The sequence below is a fragment of the Lysobacter sp. CCNWLW3 genome, assembly GCF_036697405.1.
Taxonomy (GTDB): Bacteria; Pseudomonadota; Gammaproteobacteria; order Xanthomonadales; family Xanthomonadaceae; genus Lysobacter.
Genome location: NZ_JBAHWA010000005.1, coordinates 69,798 through 86,593 on the forward strand (window position 1 = coordinate 69,798; position 16,796 = coordinate 86,593).

Below are 16,796 nucleotides of genomic sequence, written 5' to 3' on the forward strand. Positions count from 1 at the left end.
GCCGCTGCGGCGAGGGGGGCGTCTGCCACGGGGTCTGCCTCAGGCCAGGGAACGGATGCGGCGGTACAGCGATTCGATCGCCGGGTCGCGGTGGTAGTCGTCCAGCAGCGGCTGCACCGCGGCGCGGAACGCCGGCAGGTCGCAGTCGTTGATGCGCACGCCGCCCTCGATCACGGCCGCGCGCGCGACCGCCTCGGATTCGTCCCACAGCCGGCGCATCACCGCGACCGAGCGGCGCGCGGTGTCCAGCAGCAGCTCGCGGTCGTCGGCGCGCAGCGAATCGAAGCTGCGGCGCGACATCAGCAGCACGTCCGGCGCGTAGGAGTGCGCGGTCTGCGACCAATAGCGCGCGGCCTCGAACTGGCGGCTGGAGTGGTAGCTGCGCAGGTTGTTCTCGGCGCCGTCGATCAAATGCGTCTGCAGGGCCGAGAACACCTCGCCGTAGGCCAGCGGCGTCGGGTTGCCGCCCAACAGCCGGATCATGCGCATGAAGATGTCCGAGGCCGGCACCCGGAACTTCAGGCCCTGCATGTCGGCCGGGGTGCGGATCGGGCGGCGCACGTTGTAGAAACAGCGCGCGCCGCAGTCGTAGATGGCCAGGCCGACCAGTTCGCGGCGGCCGAAATCGCGCAGCACCGCCGCGCCGACTTCGCCGTCCAGCGCGCGGCGCAGGTGCGCGACCGAGTCGAACACGTAGGGCAGCGACAGCGCCTGGGTCAGCGGGAAGGCGTTGTTGAGCGCGCCGCTGTAGACGCGGGTGATGTCGATCGCGCCGAAGCGCGCCATGTCGATCGCTTCGGACTCGCGGCCGAGCTGGCCGGAGTGGTACAGGCGCAGGCGCAGGCGTCCGCCGGTGGCGCGTTCCAGCTCGCGCCCGATCCACTGCACCGCCAGCACGGTCGGATAGTCCTTGACGTGGACGTCGGTGGCGGTGAGCAGGCGGCCGCCGTCGCCCGCGCGCAGGCCCGCGCCGGTCGCGGCCAGCGCGCAGGCCGCGCCGAGTCCGCCCAGCATTTGTCGGCGAGTGGTCATGCCGGCTCCCCGCTGGCGCGCACCGCCTCGCAGTGCAACCGGCCCCAGCGTCCGAACGAGATCATCGCGCTTTGTCCGGCCTGGATGTCGTGGATGCCGGTGGCTGCGCCGGTGGTGACCAGCATGCCGGCCTTGAGCGGATAGCCGCGGCGCGCGCAGCGCGACAGCGCGAAGGCCAGCGCCGCGAGCAGGCCGCCGGCGATCGAGCCGGCGCCGCCGCGTCCGACCGAGCGGCCGTCGATGAAGGTTTCGCAATGCAGATCGGCCTCGGCCACGGCGCGCCAATCAGGAATCTCGGGGCCGACGACCAGGCCGGCGTTGTTGCCGAAATCCGAGACCACGATCGCCGGCCCCAGGACATTGATGTCGGGCAGCGGGCTGCCGGCCAGCTCGATGCCGATCAGCAGGGCGTCGATCAGGGCCGCGGCCTGGGTCGGATCGAACTCGGTGCGCCCCGGCGGCGCGTCGCTGCCGAGCCGGAACACGAACTCGGCCTCGACCGCGGCGAAACCGCCGTCGATGACCTCGAAGCGCGCGGTTTGTCCACCGGTAGCGTTCTGCACGGCGTTGGCGAAGATCGGGCCGACCAGGCGCTCCTCGCCCAGCTCGGTTTCCCAGGCCGGCGGGATGCGCCCGACCTTCCAGCCGACGATGGGCTGCGGCCACAGGCCGATGGCCCGGTCCTGGATCGCGTAGCCCTGGTCCAGCGTGCGCGGCAGCGGGCCAGGGTAGTCGGGCAGGGCGCGCGCAGCGCGCCGCCCCGCGACCAGCCGGTGGGCGATCGCGGCGCCTGCGCTGCCGTCGTCGATGGTCGGTGTCTGCATGCCGGATCGGGTCCCCTGCGGTGTTTCCTGTTCCGAGCTGTTGTATAGGAAACCGGTGTCATTGACAATCCGAAGCTAGACTCGGGCAGCGGAAGGGGACAGGTCGATGATCCAGCGGGCAGGGTGGGACGGCGTTGCGACGGGGCTGCGAAGCCTGCGCGGACAAGGGCTGCGCTGGCTGGCGCTGGGCCTGCTGGGCTTGGCTTCGAGCGGCCTGGCCGCCGCCGAGGCGCCGGCCGCCGACGCCGCCATCGCCTTCCCGGGCGCGCAGGGCTGGGCCGCGCACACGCCTGGCGGGCGCGGCGGCCGCATCATCCGCGTGACCACGCTGGCCGCGACCGGGCCGGGTTCCTTCGCCGAGGCCGTGGCCGCCACCGGCCCGCGCATCGTCGTCTTCGAGGTCGGCGGCGTGATCGACCTGCAGCGCCAGGAAGTGCGCATCAGCGAGCCCTACCTCACCATCGCCGGCCAGACCGCGCCGCAGCCGGGCATCAGTTTCATTCGCGGCGGCCTCATCATCGCCACCCACGACGTGGTCGTGCGGCATATCCGCGTGCGTCCGGGCGCGGCCGGCGCGGCCAAGATGGCCGGGCCGGATTTCGACGCCATCACCACCGTGCGCGGCGCGCGCGACGTGATCGTCGACCACTGCTCGTTGACCTGGGCCACCGACGAGAACCTGTCGGCCTCGAGCACGCGCTTCTTCGGCGAAAGCGAAAAGGACTGGATGGAGAGCGCCTCGCGCCGCATCACCTTCAGCAACAACCTGCTCGCCGAGGGCCTGTCCAACGCCAGCCACGTCAAGGGCGAGCACTCCAAGGGCACGCTGATCCACGACCACGTCAACGAGGTGCTGATCGTCGGCAACCTCTATGCGCACAACTACGAACGCAATCCGCTGTTCAAGGGCGGCGCGCGCGGCCAGGTGATCAACAACCTGATCTACGACCCCGGCCAGCGCGCGCTGCACTACAACCTGATCGCCGAGGAATGGCTGGGCCATCCCTACTCGACCGGGCAGATGGTCGCGCGCGGCAACGTGATGCGCGCCGGGCCTTCGACCGAGGAACTGGCTTTGTTCATGGTCGGCGGTTCCGGCGACGTGGAGTACTACGCCGACGACAACCTCGCCGTCGACCGGCTCGGGCGCGCGCTGCCGCAGCAGGGGCGCTACACCACCACGCCGCTGCGCGTGATCCAGCCGCGCCAGCCGCCGCCGCTGCCGTTCGGCGTGCGCCTGCTGCCGTCGGCGCAGGTGCAGGATGCGGTGGTCGCGCAGGCCGGCGCGCGCCCCTGGGACCGCGACGACATCGACCGCCGCATCCTCGCCGATACCATCGAGGGGCGCGGCAAGATCATCGACAGCGAAACCCAGGTCGGCGGCTATCCGCAGCACGCGCCCACGCGCCAGGCCTTCGTGCCCGAGGACTGGGACCTGGCGACGATGGAACCGCTGAAGCCGTTGCCGCGGCGTGCGCCGCTGAAGTGAGTTGCGCGCGACGCCGGCGCGACGCTCAGGGCGCCGCGTCCTCGTCGCGCAGCAGGGCCGCCAGGCTCAGTCCGGAGCCGCGCAGCGCATTGGCGAACTCGATCGCGATGCGGCGCGCGCCGGCCGGAGAGAAGTGGGTGTTGTCGGCTACGCCTTTGGGATAGTTGGCGTGCTCGCCCGGCGCCAGCTGCAGGAACAATCGCCGCGAACCGTCCACGCCGGCCTCCTGCAGCAGGGCCTGGCTGCGCCGTTCCAGATCGATCAGGGCCACGCCCTCGCGCGCGGCCAGCGCGCGTACCCGGCCCGGGTACTCGCCATGGCTGTCCTGGACCCGGCCCGCCTCGTCGAAGCGGCGCCGCGACACCGGCGTCAGCAGCACGGGCGTGGCGCCGCGGGCGCGTACGTCGGCGACGAAGCGCGCGAGGTTGCGTTCGTAGTCGGGCAGCGGCGTGTAGCGATCGGGTTTCTCGACCGACTGGTCGTTGTGGCCGAACTGGATCAGCACCCAGTCGCCGGCGTGCAATCCGTCCAGCAGCGCTTGCCAGCGCCCTTCTTCGATGAAAGTGCGGGTGCTGCGGCCGTTCTTCGCGTGGTTGAACACGCGCACCGTGCTGGGCCGGAAGCGCGCGGCCAGGTGTTCGCCCCAGCCGGTTTCCGGGCGCTTCTCGGGCAGTTTGTCGGCCATGGTCGAGTCGCCGGCCAAATGGATCGCGACCGCCGGCGCGCGTTCGGCGGCGACGCTTGTCGCCGTCGCCAGGCACAGGCACAGCGACAACAGGGTGAACCAACGGCGCATATGCATCCTCGCGGTCACAGGTCGGGTTGCCAGCCGCCCAGCGCCAGGTCGCGGCGATGGCGCGCGAGCGCGGCGCGATCGAGCCGGCGCCGGTTGGGCGTGCGTGCCGCGCCGGGGCCGCGGCTGTCGTGTTCGTACAGGCGCGCCGCTTCCGGCGCCAGCATCGTGCGGGCACCGTCGCGCGCGGTGTAACCCATCGCGTCCCAGCCGCGCGGGTCGATGTGCGCGTCCATCCAGCACGACAGGTACACCGCCGCGCCTACCGCGTCGGGGTCGCCGTACTTGCCGTCGGCAAAGCTGCGCCCCGGTCGCCACGCACGGCCCAGGGCGACGCTGGCATCCGGCACCTCGGCGTCGCGGCTGAGACGGCAGCGCAGGAAGCTCAGTCCGTAGGCCTGGGCGCTGGGCGTGCAAGGCACCGCCACATAGCCCTGGCGCTCCTTGCCGGGGCGGTAGCGCGAATGCAGCCCGCAGTCCTCGAACCAGGCGTTGCCGCCGCCGAAGACGAAGTCGACGCTGCCGGCGATGCGGCAGTGCCGGAACAGGCTGCGGCCGGCATCGACGAACAAGGTGTCCTGGTGCCCGATCAGGTCGACCTCGCGCAGGACGCTGCGGTCGGCGCCGGCGTCCAGCATCAGCGCCACCGCCTGCGCGCCGTTGGGACCGATCGGCTCGAACTTGGGCGCGCTCAAATTTCCGACATAGTCGAAGTCGTTGCGGATGCTCAAGCGCTCGGCGCGGAACTCCGGCGCGCGCACGATCACGCTGGCGCAGCCCCAGGTGCCCCAGGGCTCGCCGTCGGGGCGCGGCATGCCGGCCGCGGCGTCGTAGCCGATCACGCTGGCGGCGCGATCCTCGCCGACCAGATGGATGTAGGGCTTGTCGATCACCAGCTTCTCGCGCCACAGGCCGCGTCCGATCCGGATGCGGTAGGGCCGGTGGCCGTCGCGCGGCGCCGCGTCCAGCGCGGCCTGCACCGATCCGAACACCGGCGCCTCGGCCGCGCCGGCCTCGCGCGCGACCACCGCGTCGAAGCCGGCGCCGACCAGGTCCGCGGCGCGCGCGCTGACGGCCGCGCTTGCGGCGACCAGCCCCGCCTGCAGGAAGCGGCGCCGGCCGGGCGTCGCCGCGTTCGTCACCGCGACGGCCCCGCGCCGATCAGCACCTGGATCGGCACCAGCCAGGCCGGATCGATGCGCCGGTACAGCGTCGGCGTCCAATCCACCGTATCGATCAGCGTATCCGCGTTGGCGGCGTTGAAGGCCGCGACCGGATCGACCGCGCGACCGTTGTGCAGGGTGCCGGCCGCGTGCAGGCGGCTGCCGTTGAGACGATCGATGAACAATTCCGGCGTGAGCGCGCGATCGGTGAGGAAATGGTTGTTCTGCGCGTAGATCTGCGACTCGGTGCCCACACCCCAACTGTAGGCGTAGCGCGCCGCACCGTCGCGATCGACGCTGTAGAGGTTGTTGTAGACGTGGACCTGGCCGTAGCGCACCCGCGGCACGCGCTGGCCGAGGTTGTGGAACAGGTTGTGGTGCAGGCTCAGGCGCAGCTTGCCGCGGTCGGCGATCGCGCTGTCCGACGAGCCGACCAGCATGGCCTTGTCGTGTTCGCCGAAGCGGTTCCAGGACACCGTCACCAGATCCGATTCGTTGGTCACGTCGACCAGGCCGTCGTGGATCTGATAGAGCCGGCCGAAGTAGGTCGGCAGGGTGGCGTCGACGGTGGCCGCGTCCTTGAAATCGTTGTGGTCGATCCAGACGTGGGTGGCGTTGCGCACCGAGATCGCGTCGTACTGCGAGTTCCAGTTGCCGCTGGCGCCGTCGGTCGGCGACCACTGCGGAAAGCAGTCGTAGGTGTCTTCGAAACGCAGATTGCGCACGATCACGTTCATCGGCTGGTTGCCGCTGGTGCTGCCGGGGCGGATGTCGAACCAGGCGCCGCGCACGCGCGCGTCGCGGCCGACGCCGACCACGGTGGTGTTGGCCGGAACCCGGATCCGCACGCGCGCCTGCTGCGCGGCGACCGAGGCCAGGCGCGCGCGTTCGAGCGGGCCGCTGGGATTGACCCGGCCCCAGGTGGCGGGGTCGTAGGCGGCCAGGAAGGCCTCGAGCGTGTACGGCGTAGCGGTCTGCGGGTCGGGGCGCGCGTAGTCGGCGCAGCTCAGCGGCCGGCCCTCGGCATCGACGTTGGCGTCGATGTCGCCGACGATGCGGATGATCTTCGGGGTCGGGTCGGGAAACGCGAGCGCGGCGACCAGTTCGTTGCGGTCGCGTACCTCGTGCACGCGCTCGGGAGCGGCGGCCGAGCCGCCGGTGGTGCCCTGCGGCAGCGCGGCGGTGGCCAGCGAGGCCCAGCCGTCGTTGGCGGGCAGGGTGTCGCGGTCGATGTTGCGGGCGTGGCCGGCCGGCGCGGCTGTGGACAGCGTGGCCAGCGCGAGGCCGGCGCACAGGGCGAGTTTCGCGGCGTTCATTCCTGATCAGCTCCTTGTCGTGGTGCAGTCGATGGACGACGAACACGGAAGGCGCGCGTGGACGGCATGGCGATCGCATCGCGGCGCGATGCCTGCGCGGGTTCGTCGGGACTGGTTGCAGCGATCCTTACTGCCTGCAGCGCCGGCGGGCTGGCGCGGATGCGAAACCGCCAAGCCGGCCGCGTCGCATCCGCGCGCGGCCGGCGGGATCGTCAAAGCGCGATCACAGCTTGTAACGGATGCCCAGGAAGTACTGGCGGCCGGTGTGGTGATAGACCGAGGCGCGGTCGCCGTTCGAATCCACCCACTGATCGTTGTACTCGTCGGTGAGGTTCAGCCCTTCCAGGGTCAGCTCGATACGGTCGTTGAGCTTCCACGAGGCCGACATGTCGATGGTGGTGGTGGCCTTGGTGCCTTCGACGTCGTTGTTGTTGCGGCCCGGCACCGTGGTCAGGTAGTCGTCGCGGTAGGACGCCGACACGCGCGCGCCGAAGCGCTCGCCCTCGTAGTAGAGCGTGGCGTTGTAGGCGTTCTTGGACAGGCCCAGCAGGTCGGTCTTCAGCGAAGCCGCACCGGTCGAGGTCACGTACTGGATCTTGGATTCGACGTAGGTGTAGTTGAGCTGCACGCCGAAGTCCTGCCAGAAACCCTCCGGCAGGAAGGTGAAGGGCTGCTGGTAGCTCAGCTCGAAACCCTGCAGGCTGCCGCCGGGCGTGTTGACCGGGATGTTGAACTGGAAATCGTCGGTGGGCGAGGCGCCGGTGCCCGCGAGCAGGCTGTCGGGCAGGCCGGAGGTGTTGTACGGACGGGTTTCGCGCGAGGTCTGCACGAAGCTGCCGATGTCCTTGTAGAACAGGCCCAGGCCCAGCAGCGCCTCGTCGGCGAAATACCACTCGAAACTCAGGTCGTAGGTCTTGGCGCGGAACGGTTCCAGCAGCGGGTTGCCGCCGTTGACCGTGCGCGCGCCGCCGCTGACGTTGACGGTGACGCCCGGGGTGAGATTGCCCAGGCCCGGGCGCGACATCACCTTGGCCGCGCCGAAGCGGATCAGGAAATCCGGCGTGATGTCGGCGACCAGGTTCAGCGACGGCAGGGTGTCGTCGTAGCTGCGCTGCACCGTGGTCTGCACCGGCACGCCGCCGACGATGGCATAGCCGGTCGAAGTCTGCTTGGTATCGACCTGGCGCACGCCGATGTTGCCGCTGATCGGGATCGAGCCGATCTGGGTGTTGAAGTCGCCCTGCAGGTAGAAGCCCTGGTCGCGCTCGGTCACGCTGCGGTTGTTGCCCAGCACCGCGGGGACCTTGTCGCTGACGGCGAAAATGCCGGTGTTGCCGTAGAGGTTGAACACGCGGTTGAAGGCGTCGATGTCGGGAATCAGCCAGACCGAATCGTTGCCCGAGCCCACGCGAGTGTTTTCCAGGCCGATCAGCGAGGTCAGATCGGCCAAGGTGGTGCCGGCCGGCAGCGTCGGCGTCACCAGTTCCGAGGCGCGGCGGAACTCGCGGCTTTCGAAGGTGTATTCCTTGAACTGCGCGCCGCCCTTGAGCTTGAACGAGGGCGCCAGGTTCCAGGCGAAGTCGAGCTGGGCGGTGTCGTAGGTGTTGGTCGCGAACTGCGGACGCAGGCGCACCTCGGAAATGCCGTTCGCGAAAGTCCACTGGCTGGGGTCGGTGACGTCGAAGCCGTTGTCGATCACCGGCAGGCGGTCGTTGCCGCGGTAGTCGTAGCTGTAGCCCTGCACGTTCTGGCGGTCCAGCGTGATCGTGGTCTGGATCGGGTTCTCGAACTCGGACTTGGCGCGGCCGGCCTGCGCATGCAGCTTGAAATCGTCGGTGAGCTCGTGGTCGGCGTAGAAGCTGAACTGGGTGAACTTGGTGCTGAGTTCGTCGTAGCGCGCTTCCGAGCGCACGTCGACGTTGTTGAAGCGGCCGTAGACCAGGTTGCCGTTGGCGTCGACCTGGCCGTCCAGCACCACGGTCTGCGGTTTGCCGGTGCCGGTGCGGCTGAACGACACCGCCTCGATGAAGTTCTCGGTGCGGGTGGCGTCGAACTTGGCGTACAGCAGGTCCAGGCCGACATCGGTGCGGTCGCTGACCTTCCACTGCAGCGCGCCGGTCACGCCCAGGCGCTGCTGGTCGTGTTCGAGCACGCCGTAGCGCGGGATGCGCGGATGGAACACGCCGGCGCCGCGCGCGGCCGCGAACGGCGAACTCGCGCTGAAGCCGCCGCTGCTGGGGCCGTTGTCCCAGCGCACCGTGCTGTGGCCTTCCTCGACCAGGCGGCGGTCGGTGTAGGCCACCGACAGCAGCACGCCGAAACGGCCGTCGCCCCAGGTGTTGCTGATCAGCGCCGACGCGCGCGGATCGGTGTCGCCGGACAGGTCGTTGTAGCCGACCTGGCCGCCGGCGACGAAGGTGAAACCCTCGTAGTCGAACGGGCGCGCGGTCTGCAGATCGACGGTCGCGCCCAGCGAGCCTTCCTCGACTTCGGCCGAGGCGGTCTTGCGCACCTTGAGACTGTTGAACAGCTCCGAGGCGAACACGTTGAAGTCGAAGCCGCGGCCGCGGTTGGCGCCGCCGGAGCTGTCGGTGCCGCCGGTGGTGGTCAGTGCCTCCATGCCGTTGATGCGCACGCGGGTGAAGTCCGGGCCCAGGCCGCGCACCGAAATCTGCCGGCCTTCGCCGGCGTCGCGCGCGATCGACACGCCGGGAATGCGCTGCAGCGATTCGGCCAGGTTCAGATCGGGGAAGTCGGCGATGTCCTCGGCGACGATGGCGTCGACCACGCCGACTTCGCCGCGCTTGATGTCCAGCGCCCGTTCCAGGCTGCCGCGGAAGCCGGTCACGGTGACCCCCTCCAGGTCCTTGGCTTCCTCGCCAGCCGGCGCGCTGCCGCTGTCTTGCTGCGTTTCGGCCGCGGTCGGTGCCGCGGCCTGTTGCGCGAACCCGACCGCCGGCGCCATTTGCAGCGCCAGGGCGATGGCGCCTGCCAGAACGGTAACCGGTGTCTTTTTTGCCGCGCGTTGCGATTGCATCAGGATCCCCTCCCAAAGTGGTCCGACGGCTATAAAGCGCTTATTGACTAGGTTGTAGCGCTTGCTATGGTGTCCCGGGCGGCAAAATGACACCGCTGGCCAAAACCCTAACAAAAGCTCGGGCCAACATCATGCTGCGGTGCGCAATCGGATATTCAGGGGGCCGGCGGAGCCGGCGCGGAGAGGTGCAATGAGTCAACGCATAGTGTGTTTCGGCGAGCTGCTGTTGCGCCTGGGGGCGCCCGGCCACGAGCGCCTGCTGCAGTCGCCGGGGCTGCAGGTCCACGTCGGCGGCGCGGAAGCCAACGTCGCCGTGGCCCTGGCCCGCTACGGTCACGACGCGGCCGTGGCCGGCCGGATCGCCGACAACGCCCTGGGCGCGGCGGCGGTGGCCGAACTGCGTCGGCACGGGGTCGATACCCGCGCCGTGCAGGCCGCGCCGGGCCGCATGGGCCTGTATTTTCTGGAGACCGGTGCCGGCCACCGGCCCAGCAGCGTGCTCTACGACCGCGCCGATTCGGCGTTCGCACGCGCGGGCGCGCAGGACTACGACTGGCCGGCCCTGCTGGCCGGCGCGGACTGGCTGCACCTGTCCGGCGTGACCCCGGCCCTGGGCCAGGCCAGCGCCGACGCGGCGATCGCGGCCGCGCGCGCCGCGCGCGAGGCCGGCGTGCGGGTGAGCTTCGACGGCAACTTCCGCAGCAAGCTGTGGCAGGCCTGGGACGGCGACGCCGCGGCGATCCTGCGCGAGCTGATGGCGCAGGCCGACCTGATCTTCGCCGACCACCGCGACTTCGCGGTCGTGCTGGGTTTCGAAACCGCGGCCGCCAGCGCCGAGCGGCGCTTCGACGAGGCCGCGCAGGCCGCGTTCGCGGCGTTTCCGCGATTGCAGCGCGTGGCCAGCACCGTGCGCGTGCAGCACAGCGTGGACCGCCAATCGCTGTCGGCCCTGTCGCGGCACCGCGACGGCGGCGCCGCGCGCACGCCGGTCTGCGAACTCAGCGCGATCGTCGACCGCATCGGCACCGGCGACGCCTTCGCCGCCGGCGTGCTGCATGGCCTGATCGCGGGCATGGACGATGCGCGCAGCCTGCATTTCGGCTGGGGCGCGGCCTGCCTCAAGCACTCGCTACCCGGCGATTTCAACCTGGTCGATGCCGCGGAGATCGAAGCCTTCGTCGCCCAGGAGGGCTACCACGTGCGGCGATAGCCGCCCTCAGCGCTGGCCAATCCCGACCGCGCTAGCGTCATGCGACAGTTCGGCCGGCCGCCATTCTTCGGTTACGGTCGCGACCGACCTTCCGTCGTGCAGAAAATGGAATGCAGGTGCCGTCCAGGAGTCGATGGCCGGCCATTCGTCGTAGCGATAAGCGGCCGCGAACGGACCTCAAGAGGCGGCGGCCGACCACGCATGGTCGGCCGCTTCGTGTGCGCGGCCTACAGTGCGTGCGTCACGAACTGCAGAACCACGCCGTGGTGCCTCAGCACCTGCATGCTGTTTCGTCCGATGTAAGTGGTCTGTCCTTCGGTCAATTCGCCGTTGCGCCGCGAATAGATGGTCATGGATAGACGGTCGTCACGATCTTCCGCGATGGAAAGGGCGAATGGCGCTCTTCCCTCGTTGATCATGATCGGGGAAGGACCCTCGATTGACACGATGCGCTGCTTGCCGTTCAGCATGTTAACGATGGTGCACTCGACCACCGCTATGTTCCGGAAGGTCTGCGAGCTCGGTGCCTGCGATTGCTTCGGGGCGGGTTCCTGGCTTGCGACTTCCGCCAACACAAATGGAGCTGCCATCGCGGCTGCAACCAAGGTTAGCCCCTGAACAAAACTCCTGCGATGCATGGTCATGATTCCTTATGGACCGGTGGGTGGATTGGAGTCTGTGAAGCACGATCCGACGTTATGACAACTGTCGTTGCTCGATCCTCCGCATTGAAGGTCGTTGGAGCAGTTTCCATCGTTCGTGGTGCCTTTACAGTCTCCCGCGTTCTGACATCCAGGGTTCGATGCGGCGTGCATCGCGGCGCCGATCAGCGTATCGACATCCATGTTGTGCCAATAGGCGGCCGCGCCACCAGAAAGCTTCGGAGCTCCGTCTGGGCCAAGAGATATCATCGTCGGGTCTATAGTCATGTGCGTCGCTCATCTAGAAGAGCAAGGTCCAATCTCTTGGGTGCGCTGTCGCTTGAGCTACCAAGCTCAGGAAGTGTGGCAAGCGGACACCCGAGCTTGCCGGGGTCGAAGTCCCTGTAACCATCGAACCACAATCTCAACCGATCATCGCGGAATAGAATAGTCCCGTCCTCCGCTAACACCCCGACGTCATTGCGAGGATCGGAAAGGGCAACTGTGCATTTTCCGACTCTCCCATCCGAGCGGATCAGAAGAGAGTTCGGTTTCGATGCGTAGCAAATCTCGCCTTCTTCCGAGAGAGCGACTTCTGAGCTGGCTTCGAGTGAGGTTCTGCTTTGAATTGCGATCAAGGCCCGTTTGTAGTCGTTCCAGCTAAGCTCGGAAACGGTTTTCCCGCCGCTGCCGCCGAGGTTGCTGATGCGGTGAAAATGAATGCGGAACTTTCCATAAGGCGCCAGTTCCTCATTGATTCGGTCGAGCAACTGCTTGACGGAGTCTTGGTTGTCGGTGGAGATGTGGATACGGAGCGTAACGTCGAACTGTTCATCCATCTCCCCCAGAATATGGAGATTGCGCCATATCGTATCGAACGTCTCACGGCCGTCGGCGCGGATGCGGGTTCGATTGTGTTGCTCGCGGTCCCCGTCCAGGGTTATTTGAAACGAGCGATGATTTACCTCGGCCAGCCGTCTAAGTGTTTGCTCAGTCAGGAGGTAGCCGTTCGTGGTTAGCCCGCCAGTCATGATGAAGTCGTTCTTGGCAAGCGCGTCTTGGGCGAACTGGGCGATATCCAGGATGACGTCAGTGGCTAGTAAAGGCTCCCCTCCGAACCACGACAGTCTCAACAAGCGAATGGAATCGGCTCGCGTTTGTATGAGGTTCTTTATGCCCTTCCTAACCGATGCTGACATCTTCCCTAGCGAAAAATCCTCGTAGCAATAGGTGCAGCGGAAGTTGCATTTTTCCGTTGGCAAGAGGATCAGTTCGAATATTCGAGAGTCGAGGCTAAGCGCCACTTTCGCTTTTGATATGGAGGTCACGTGATCACTCCGATTCATGGGCCTGTAGGCGATTCGGAGTCTTTATTGATCATGCAAGAGAGCTTGTTGTCGGAGCCAGTACAGTCCGTGTAGTTGTTGCATACATTGCTGTTGGTGGAGTCTCTGCAGGTGTCATTCTGACAGTTCCCATTGGTCGAGCCGGCGAACATCGCCGTATCGATCTTACGGATCTCTCTTTCCCAATAGGTTGACCGGACGTGGACGCTGGCGTTCGCAGTCAAAGTGATTTCTTCGGGGCTTAGCGGCGTCATGGTCTTCTTCCGTGGTCGGCGGCGCCAAGCTAGTGCCGCGACATCGGCGAAGTCAAACGCAAATTTTCGCGCTGAGCATCGAGTGTGATATCTGAAATCACGTTACGTGCCACTCGTGCGCATGCAGTGCATGCAAATTGCGTATATGCCTTAACGTAGGGCAAATTGAGGCGTAAGCGACGGCTCGGGTGATGTGTTGGATCCACCCAGGACTGCGGTTGAGCTCGCTTCAGCGCAGCGCGTGATCCGGCACTTCCAGCTCCAGCGACAGCGCCAGGTGATCGGACAGCGCGGCCGGCACGGCGCGCGCGGACGAGCAGCTCAGGCCGTCGCCGATCAGGATGTGGTCGATCGCGCGTTGCGGACGCCAGCTCGGGAAGGTCGGCAGTGCCGCTTCCGGCGGCTGCAGGCGGGTGCGCTGGAACAGGGTGCGCATTTCCGGCTGGTCGATCGAGCAATTGAAATCGCCCATCAGCACAGCATGCGGATGGTCGTGCAGCAGTTCGGCGATGAAGGCCAGCTGCGAGGCGCGCGAGGACGCACCCAAGGACAGATGCGCGACCGCGACGGTCAGGGCGTCGTCGCCGTCGCCGAAGTGCGCCATCAGCACGCCGCGGCCCTTGACCCGGCCGGGCAGCGGATGGTCGATGACTTCGCGCGGTTCGAGCTTGCTCAACAAGCCATTGGCGCTGGAGGCGACGCTGCCGACGCGGCGATTGGGCTGGTGGCTCCAATAGTCGAAGCCGGCGCGCTGGGCCAGGTAGTGGGTCTGGTTGGTGAAGCCCGAGCGCAGGCTGCCCGGGTCGCTTTCGTTGAGGCCGACGATGTCGTGCTCGCCGGCCAATTGGGCGATGGTGTCGAGGCTGCCGCGCTTGTTGCCGGCGGGCAGCACGTGCGACCAGCTGCGGGTCGCGTAATCGCTGTAACGGCGCGTGCTGGACCCGGCCTGGATGTTGGCGCTGAGCAGGCGCAGGCGGCGCTTATCCATGCCGGCCGGGTCCATACGGGTTTACTGCGCGGCGGCTGCGGCCGGGCCGGTGGCCGGGGCGCTGCCTTCGCTGGCCGGAGCGGCGGCGCCGCCGGCGCGCGCGGCGCGTTCCTGTGCGACCAGGTGGTCGGTGATGCGCAGCATGTCCTCGAAGTTCTTGCCGATCACGCGGTACTTGCCGTCGACCACGATGTTGGGCGTGGACTCCACGCCGCTGCGGGTCAGGAAGGTTTCGGCGCGCTTGAGCTTGGCATCGATCGCGAAGCTGGCGTAGGTGCTTTCGAACTGCTGCTTGTTGGCGCCGAACTTAGCGTAGAACTCGGCGAAGTCGACCGGCTTGACGCCGTTGACCGGCAGGCTGCGATCCAGGTGCACGGCGCGGAACATGGCGTCGTGGGTACGGCCGATCAGGCCCATCGATTCGGCGGTGTAGAAGGCCTTGGCGTAGGGCACCCAGTAACCGCCGAACGGCGCGGCGACCGGAACGAAGTTGACGTCGGCGGTCTGCTTGGCGCGCCAGGCGTTGACCAGCGGCTCGAACTCGGCGCAATGCGGGCAGGTGTAGCCGAAGACTTCGACCACTTCGATCTTGCCGGCGCTGGGCGCGTACGGCGTGCCGCCCGGGATCTCGACGTAGTCGGTGCCGGCGACCGGCGCGGGGCCGCTGGGCGGCGTGGCGGTGGCGGCCGGGGTGATCTCGGGCGCGGCCGGCGCTGCGTCGGTGCTGGTGGACGGCACGGCGTTGGCCGGGGTGGCGGCGGTGGTGGGTGCGGCGGCGTCGGCCGCCGGAGCGGCGGCTTCCTGCTGCTGGGTGCAGGCGGCCAGCGCGAACAGGGCGGCGAACAGGATCGGATAGCGGTGCGACGGGGCCAGGCGCGGGGTCATGGATCGAATCTCCACAAAACGGTCGGATCGGATTGGCGGCGCACGCGGCGGAGCCGTCGCGACACCGGGGAATGCGTCGGCCGTCAGGATAACGGCCGGCGCGCTGAACGCGGAGTGTAGGCGAGACGGCGCGGATCGCCGTCGCGCATCAGGGCTTGCGCTTGCCGCGGTTGCGTTCCTGCGCGATCAGCTGGTCGGCGATGCGCAGCACGTCCTCGAAACTGCTGCCGCCGATGATGCGGTACTTGCCGGCGACGATGATGCTGGGCGTGCCTTCGACGCCGCTGCGGGTCAGGAAATCGCGCGCGCTGTCGAGCTTGGCTTCGATCGGCTTGCTGTCCATGGCTGCGGCGAACTTGTCGGCGTCGGCGCCGTAGCGGGCGTAGAAGGATGCGATCTCCTGCGGCGAGGCGTTGCTGATCGGCAGGCTGCGCTCGTCGTGCAGCGCCTTGAACACGGCCTGGTGGGTCTTGGCGACCAGGCCCATCGACTCGGCGGTGTAGTAGGCCTTGGCGTAGGGCTGCCAATAGCCGCCGAACGGCGCGGCCACGGCGACGAAGTTCACGTCCTTGGGCAGCTTGGCCTTCCAGGCGTCGATCGCCGGCTGCGCATGCGCGCAGTGCGGGCAGGTGTAGCCGAACACTTCGACCACTTCGATCTTGCCGCGCACGGGCGCGTAGGGGCGGCCGCCGTCGATCAGCTCGTAATCGCGGCCCGCCTCCGGCGCCGGGGCGGCGGCTTGGCCGGCGGCCGACGCGGCCAGCGGCAGCAGCGCGCCCAGGACCAGGGCGGCGAGGGTCGGGAACAGTCGGAACGGCGTCGGACGTGGGGTCATCGCAGGGTCTCGCGGCGATCGGGCTAGGGTGGGGTGGGCCGCGTCAGCGGCGGCGTCCGGACAAAAAAAGACGCCGGCGTTAAGCATAACGGCCGGCGTCTCGAACCAGGAGTATCGCTTGTGACCGGCGTCGCGGGCGGAAGTTCCGGCGCCGGCGGCGGCCTCAGCGCGCGCGCGCGGCCCGTTCCTGGGCCACCAGCGCGTCGGTAATGCGCAGCATGTCCTCGAAACTGGTGCCGATCACCCGGTATTTTCCGTTAACGATCAGGGTCGGGGTTTGGCTCACGCCGCTGCGCATCATGAATTGCTTGCCGCGGTTGACCTTGGTGACGGTGGCGAAGCTGTTCATGGCGGCCACGAACTGCTGCGGGTTGGCGCCGTAGCGGCCGTAGTAGCGGCCGATCGCGGCATCGTCGGGCTTGTCGCCTTCGCCGGGCATGCTCTGCTCGAGGTGGATGGCGCGGATGAGGGCGTCGTGGCTGCGCTCGACCAGGCCCATGGAGTCGGCGACGAAGTAGGCGCGGGCGTAGGGATCCCACTCCGGCCCGAACGGCGCCGGCACGTAGGTGAAGTGCACGTCCGCGCCCTGCTTGGCCTTCCAGGCGTTGACCAGGGGCTGGAACTGGGCGCAGGCGGGGCAGACGTAGCCGAACACCTCGACCACCTCGATCTTGCCCGGCACCGGCGCGAACGGCTGGCCGCCCGCGATGGGCTCGTAATCCTTGCCCTTGACCAGGCCGCTCTCGGCCGGCGGCGGCGATGGCGGAGTGGATGCGGGGGCGGCATCGGCGGGCGCCGCGGGCGCCGCGCCGGCCGGCACCGCCGGCTCGCCTTCCACCGCGGGCTCGGCCGCGACCGGCGCGGCCTCGGTGGCGGGCGTGGCCGCGGACGGTGCGGGCGCGGGGTCGCTGGGCTTGCAGGCGCCCAAGCACAGCAGCGCGATCAGGAGCAGGGCAAGGCGGGTCTGGGGCATGGGTCGGCTC

General features: G+C 68.3%; 14 protein-coding genes. 2 read left to right on the forward strand and 12 right to left on the reverse strand.

The genetic code is table 11. From position 1 onward, the window contains the following. Window positions 1-39: 39 nt before the first annotated feature. Entirely contained in the window at window positions 40-1,032 is a 993-nt protein-coding gene (locus V1318_RS10610; RefSeq protein ID WP_332939631.1) for a TRAP transporter substrate-binding protein, read from the reverse strand. Further along, window positions 1,029-1,856 (reverse strand): 2-keto-4-pentenoate hydratase, encoded by an 828-nt coding sequence (locus tag V1318_RS10615; protein WP_332939632.1) that lies wholly within the window; start codon window positions 1,854-1,856, stop codon window positions 1,029-1,031. The genes V1318_RS10610 and V1318_RS10615 overlap by 4 nt, the downstream gene beginning before the upstream one ends. Window positions 1,857-1,962: 106 nt before the next feature. Here V1318_RS10615 and V1318_RS10620 point away from each other — a divergent pair, with 106 nt between their 5' ends. Beyond that, a complete protein-coding gene (locus V1318_RS10620; protein ID WP_332939633.1) occupies window positions 1,963-3,345 on the forward strand; it encodes a hypothetical protein in 1,383 nt (460 codons plus the stop codon). A 25-nt stretch (window positions 3,346-3,370) separates the two neighbouring features. On the opposite strand, the gene V1318_RS10625 is transcribed toward V1318_RS10620, so the two are convergent. The 4 genes from V1318_RS10625 to V1318_RS10640 form a co-directional block, all read right to left on the reverse strand. Beyond that, complete coding sequence (locus V1318_RS10625) at window positions 3,371-4,141, reverse strand: rhamnogalacturonan acetylesterase (RefSeq protein WP_332939634.1); 771 nt, start codon at window positions 4,139-4,141, stop codon at window positions 3,371-3,373. Window positions 4,142-4,155: 14 nt separating this feature from the next. Continuing rightward, on the reverse strand, window positions 4,156-5,280 hold the full coding sequence (locus V1318_RS10630) for a pectinesterase family protein (protein WP_332939635.1): 1,125 nt from the start codon (window positions 5,278-5,280) through the stop codon (window positions 4,156-4,158). Beyond that, window positions 5,277-6,617 (reverse strand): hypothetical protein, encoded by a 1,341-nt coding sequence (locus tag V1318_RS10635; protein ID WP_332939636.1) that lies wholly within the window; start codon window positions 6,615-6,617, stop codon window positions 5,277-5,279. The genes V1318_RS10630 and V1318_RS10635 overlap by 4 nt, the downstream gene beginning before the upstream one ends. A gap of 223 nt (window positions 6,618-6,840) precedes the next feature. Further along, window positions 6,841-9,654 carry a TonB-dependent receptor gene (locus V1318_RS10640; protein ID WP_332939637.1) on the reverse strand — a complete coding sequence of 938 codons (2,814 nt, stop codon included), beginning with the start codon at window positions 9,652-9,654 and terminating at the stop codon, window positions 6,841-6,843. Window positions 9,655-9,844: 190 nt separating this feature from the next. On the opposite strand from V1318_RS10640, the gene V1318_RS10645 reads away from it, so the two are divergent. Then, window positions 9,845-10,864, forward strand: a complete 1,020-nt coding sequence (locus V1318_RS10645) for a sugar kinase (protein ID WP_332939638.1) — start codon at window positions 9,845-9,847, stop codon at window positions 10,862-10,864. Window positions 10,865-11,091: 227 nt separating this feature from the next. Here V1318_RS10645 and V1318_RS10650 read toward each other — a convergent pair whose 3' ends face one another. The 6 genes from V1318_RS10650 to V1318_RS10675 all read right to left on the reverse strand — a co-directional run bounded on the left by V1318_RS10650 (window position 11,092) and on the right by V1318_RS10675 (window position 16,786). Continuing rightward, window positions 11,092-11,508 (reverse strand): hypothetical protein, encoded by a 417-nt coding sequence (locus tag V1318_RS10650; RefSeq protein ID WP_332939639.1) that lies wholly within the window; start codon window positions 11,506-11,508, stop codon window positions 11,092-11,094. Window positions 11,509-11,789: 281 nt separating this feature from the next. Further along, window positions 11,790-12,833, reverse strand: coding sequence for a radical SAM protein (locus tag V1318_RS10655; RefSeq protein WP_332939640.1), 1,044 nt, complete (start codon window positions 12,831-12,833; stop codon window positions 11,790-11,792). 501 nt (window positions 12,834-13,334) lie between these two features. Beyond that, a complete protein-coding gene (locus V1318_RS10660) occupies window positions 13,335-14,093 on the reverse strand; it encodes an endonuclease/exonuclease/phosphatase family protein (protein ID WP_332939641.1) in 759 nt (252 codons plus the stop codon). 21 nt (window positions 14,094-14,114) lie between these two features. After that, window positions 14,115-14,978, reverse strand: a complete 864-nt coding sequence (locus tag V1318_RS10665; RefSeq protein WP_332939642.1) for a thiol:disulfide interchange protein DsbA/DsbL — start codon at window positions 14,976-14,978, stop codon at window positions 14,115-14,117. Between the two features lie 148 nt (window positions 14,979-15,126). Then, window positions 15,127-15,813, reverse strand: coding sequence for a thiol:disulfide interchange protein DsbA/DsbL (locus tag V1318_RS10670; protein ID WP_332939643.1), 687 nt, complete (start codon window positions 15,811-15,813; stop codon window positions 15,127-15,129). 163 nt (window positions 15,814-15,976) lie between these two features. Beyond that, the gene (locus V1318_RS10675) at window positions 15,977-16,786 is read right to left on the reverse strand and encodes a thiol:disulfide interchange protein DsbA/DsbL (RefSeq protein ID WP_332939645.1); all 810 of its coding nucleotides are present in this window, start codon (window positions 16,784-16,786) and stop codon (window positions 15,977-15,979) included. Between the last annotated feature and the right edge of the window lie 10 nt (window positions 16,787-16,796).

Bases quoted from the DNA above. Each gene is read 5' to 3' on its own strand.
- V1318_RS10610 (WP_332939631.1), bottom strand. From the start codon at position 1,032: ATGACCACTCGCCGACAAATGCTGGGCGGACTCGGCGCGGCCTGCGCG.
- V1318_RS10615 (WP_332939632.1), bottom strand. From the start codon at position 1,856: ATGCAGACACCGACCATCGACGACGGCAGCGCAGGCGCCGCGATCGCC.
- V1318_RS10620 (WP_332939633.1), top strand. From the start codon at position 1,963: ATGATCCAGCGGGCAGGGTGGGACGGCGTTGCGACGGGGCTGCGAAGC.
- V1318_RS10625 (WP_332939634.1), bottom strand. From the start codon at position 4,141: ATGCGCCGTTGGTTCACCCTGTTGTCGCTGTGCCTGTGCCTGGCGACG.
- V1318_RS10635 (WP_332939636.1), bottom strand. From the start codon at position 6,617: ATGAACGCCGCGAAACTCGCCCTGTGCGCCGGCCTCGCGCTGGCCACG.
- V1318_RS10640 (WP_332939637.1), bottom strand. From the start codon at position 9,654: ATGCAATCGCAACGCGCGGCAAAAAAGACACCGGTTACCGTTCTGGCA.
- V1318_RS10645 (WP_332939638.1), top strand. From the start codon at position 9,845: ATGAGTCAACGCATAGTGTGTTTCGGCGAGCTGCTGTTGCGCCTGGGG.
- V1318_RS10650 (WP_332939639.1), bottom strand. From the start codon at position 11,508: ATGACCATGCATCGCAGGAGTTTTGTTCAGGGGCTAACCTTGGTTGCA.
- V1318_RS10660 (WP_332939641.1), bottom strand. From the start codon at position 14,093: ATGGATAAGCGCCGCCTGCGCCTGCTCAGCGCCAACATCCAGGCCGGG.
- V1318_RS10665 (WP_332939642.1), bottom strand. From the start codon at position 14,978: ATGACCCCGCGCCTGGCCCCGTCGCACCGCTATCCGATCCTGTTCGCC.
- V1318_RS10670 (WP_332939643.1), bottom strand. From the start codon at position 15,813: ATGACCCCACGTCCGACGCCGTTCCGACTGTTCCCGACCCTCGCCGCC.
- V1318_RS10675 (WP_332939645.1), bottom strand. From the start codon at position 16,786: ATGCCCCAGACCCGCCTTGCCCTGCTCCTGATCGCGCTGCTGTGCTTG.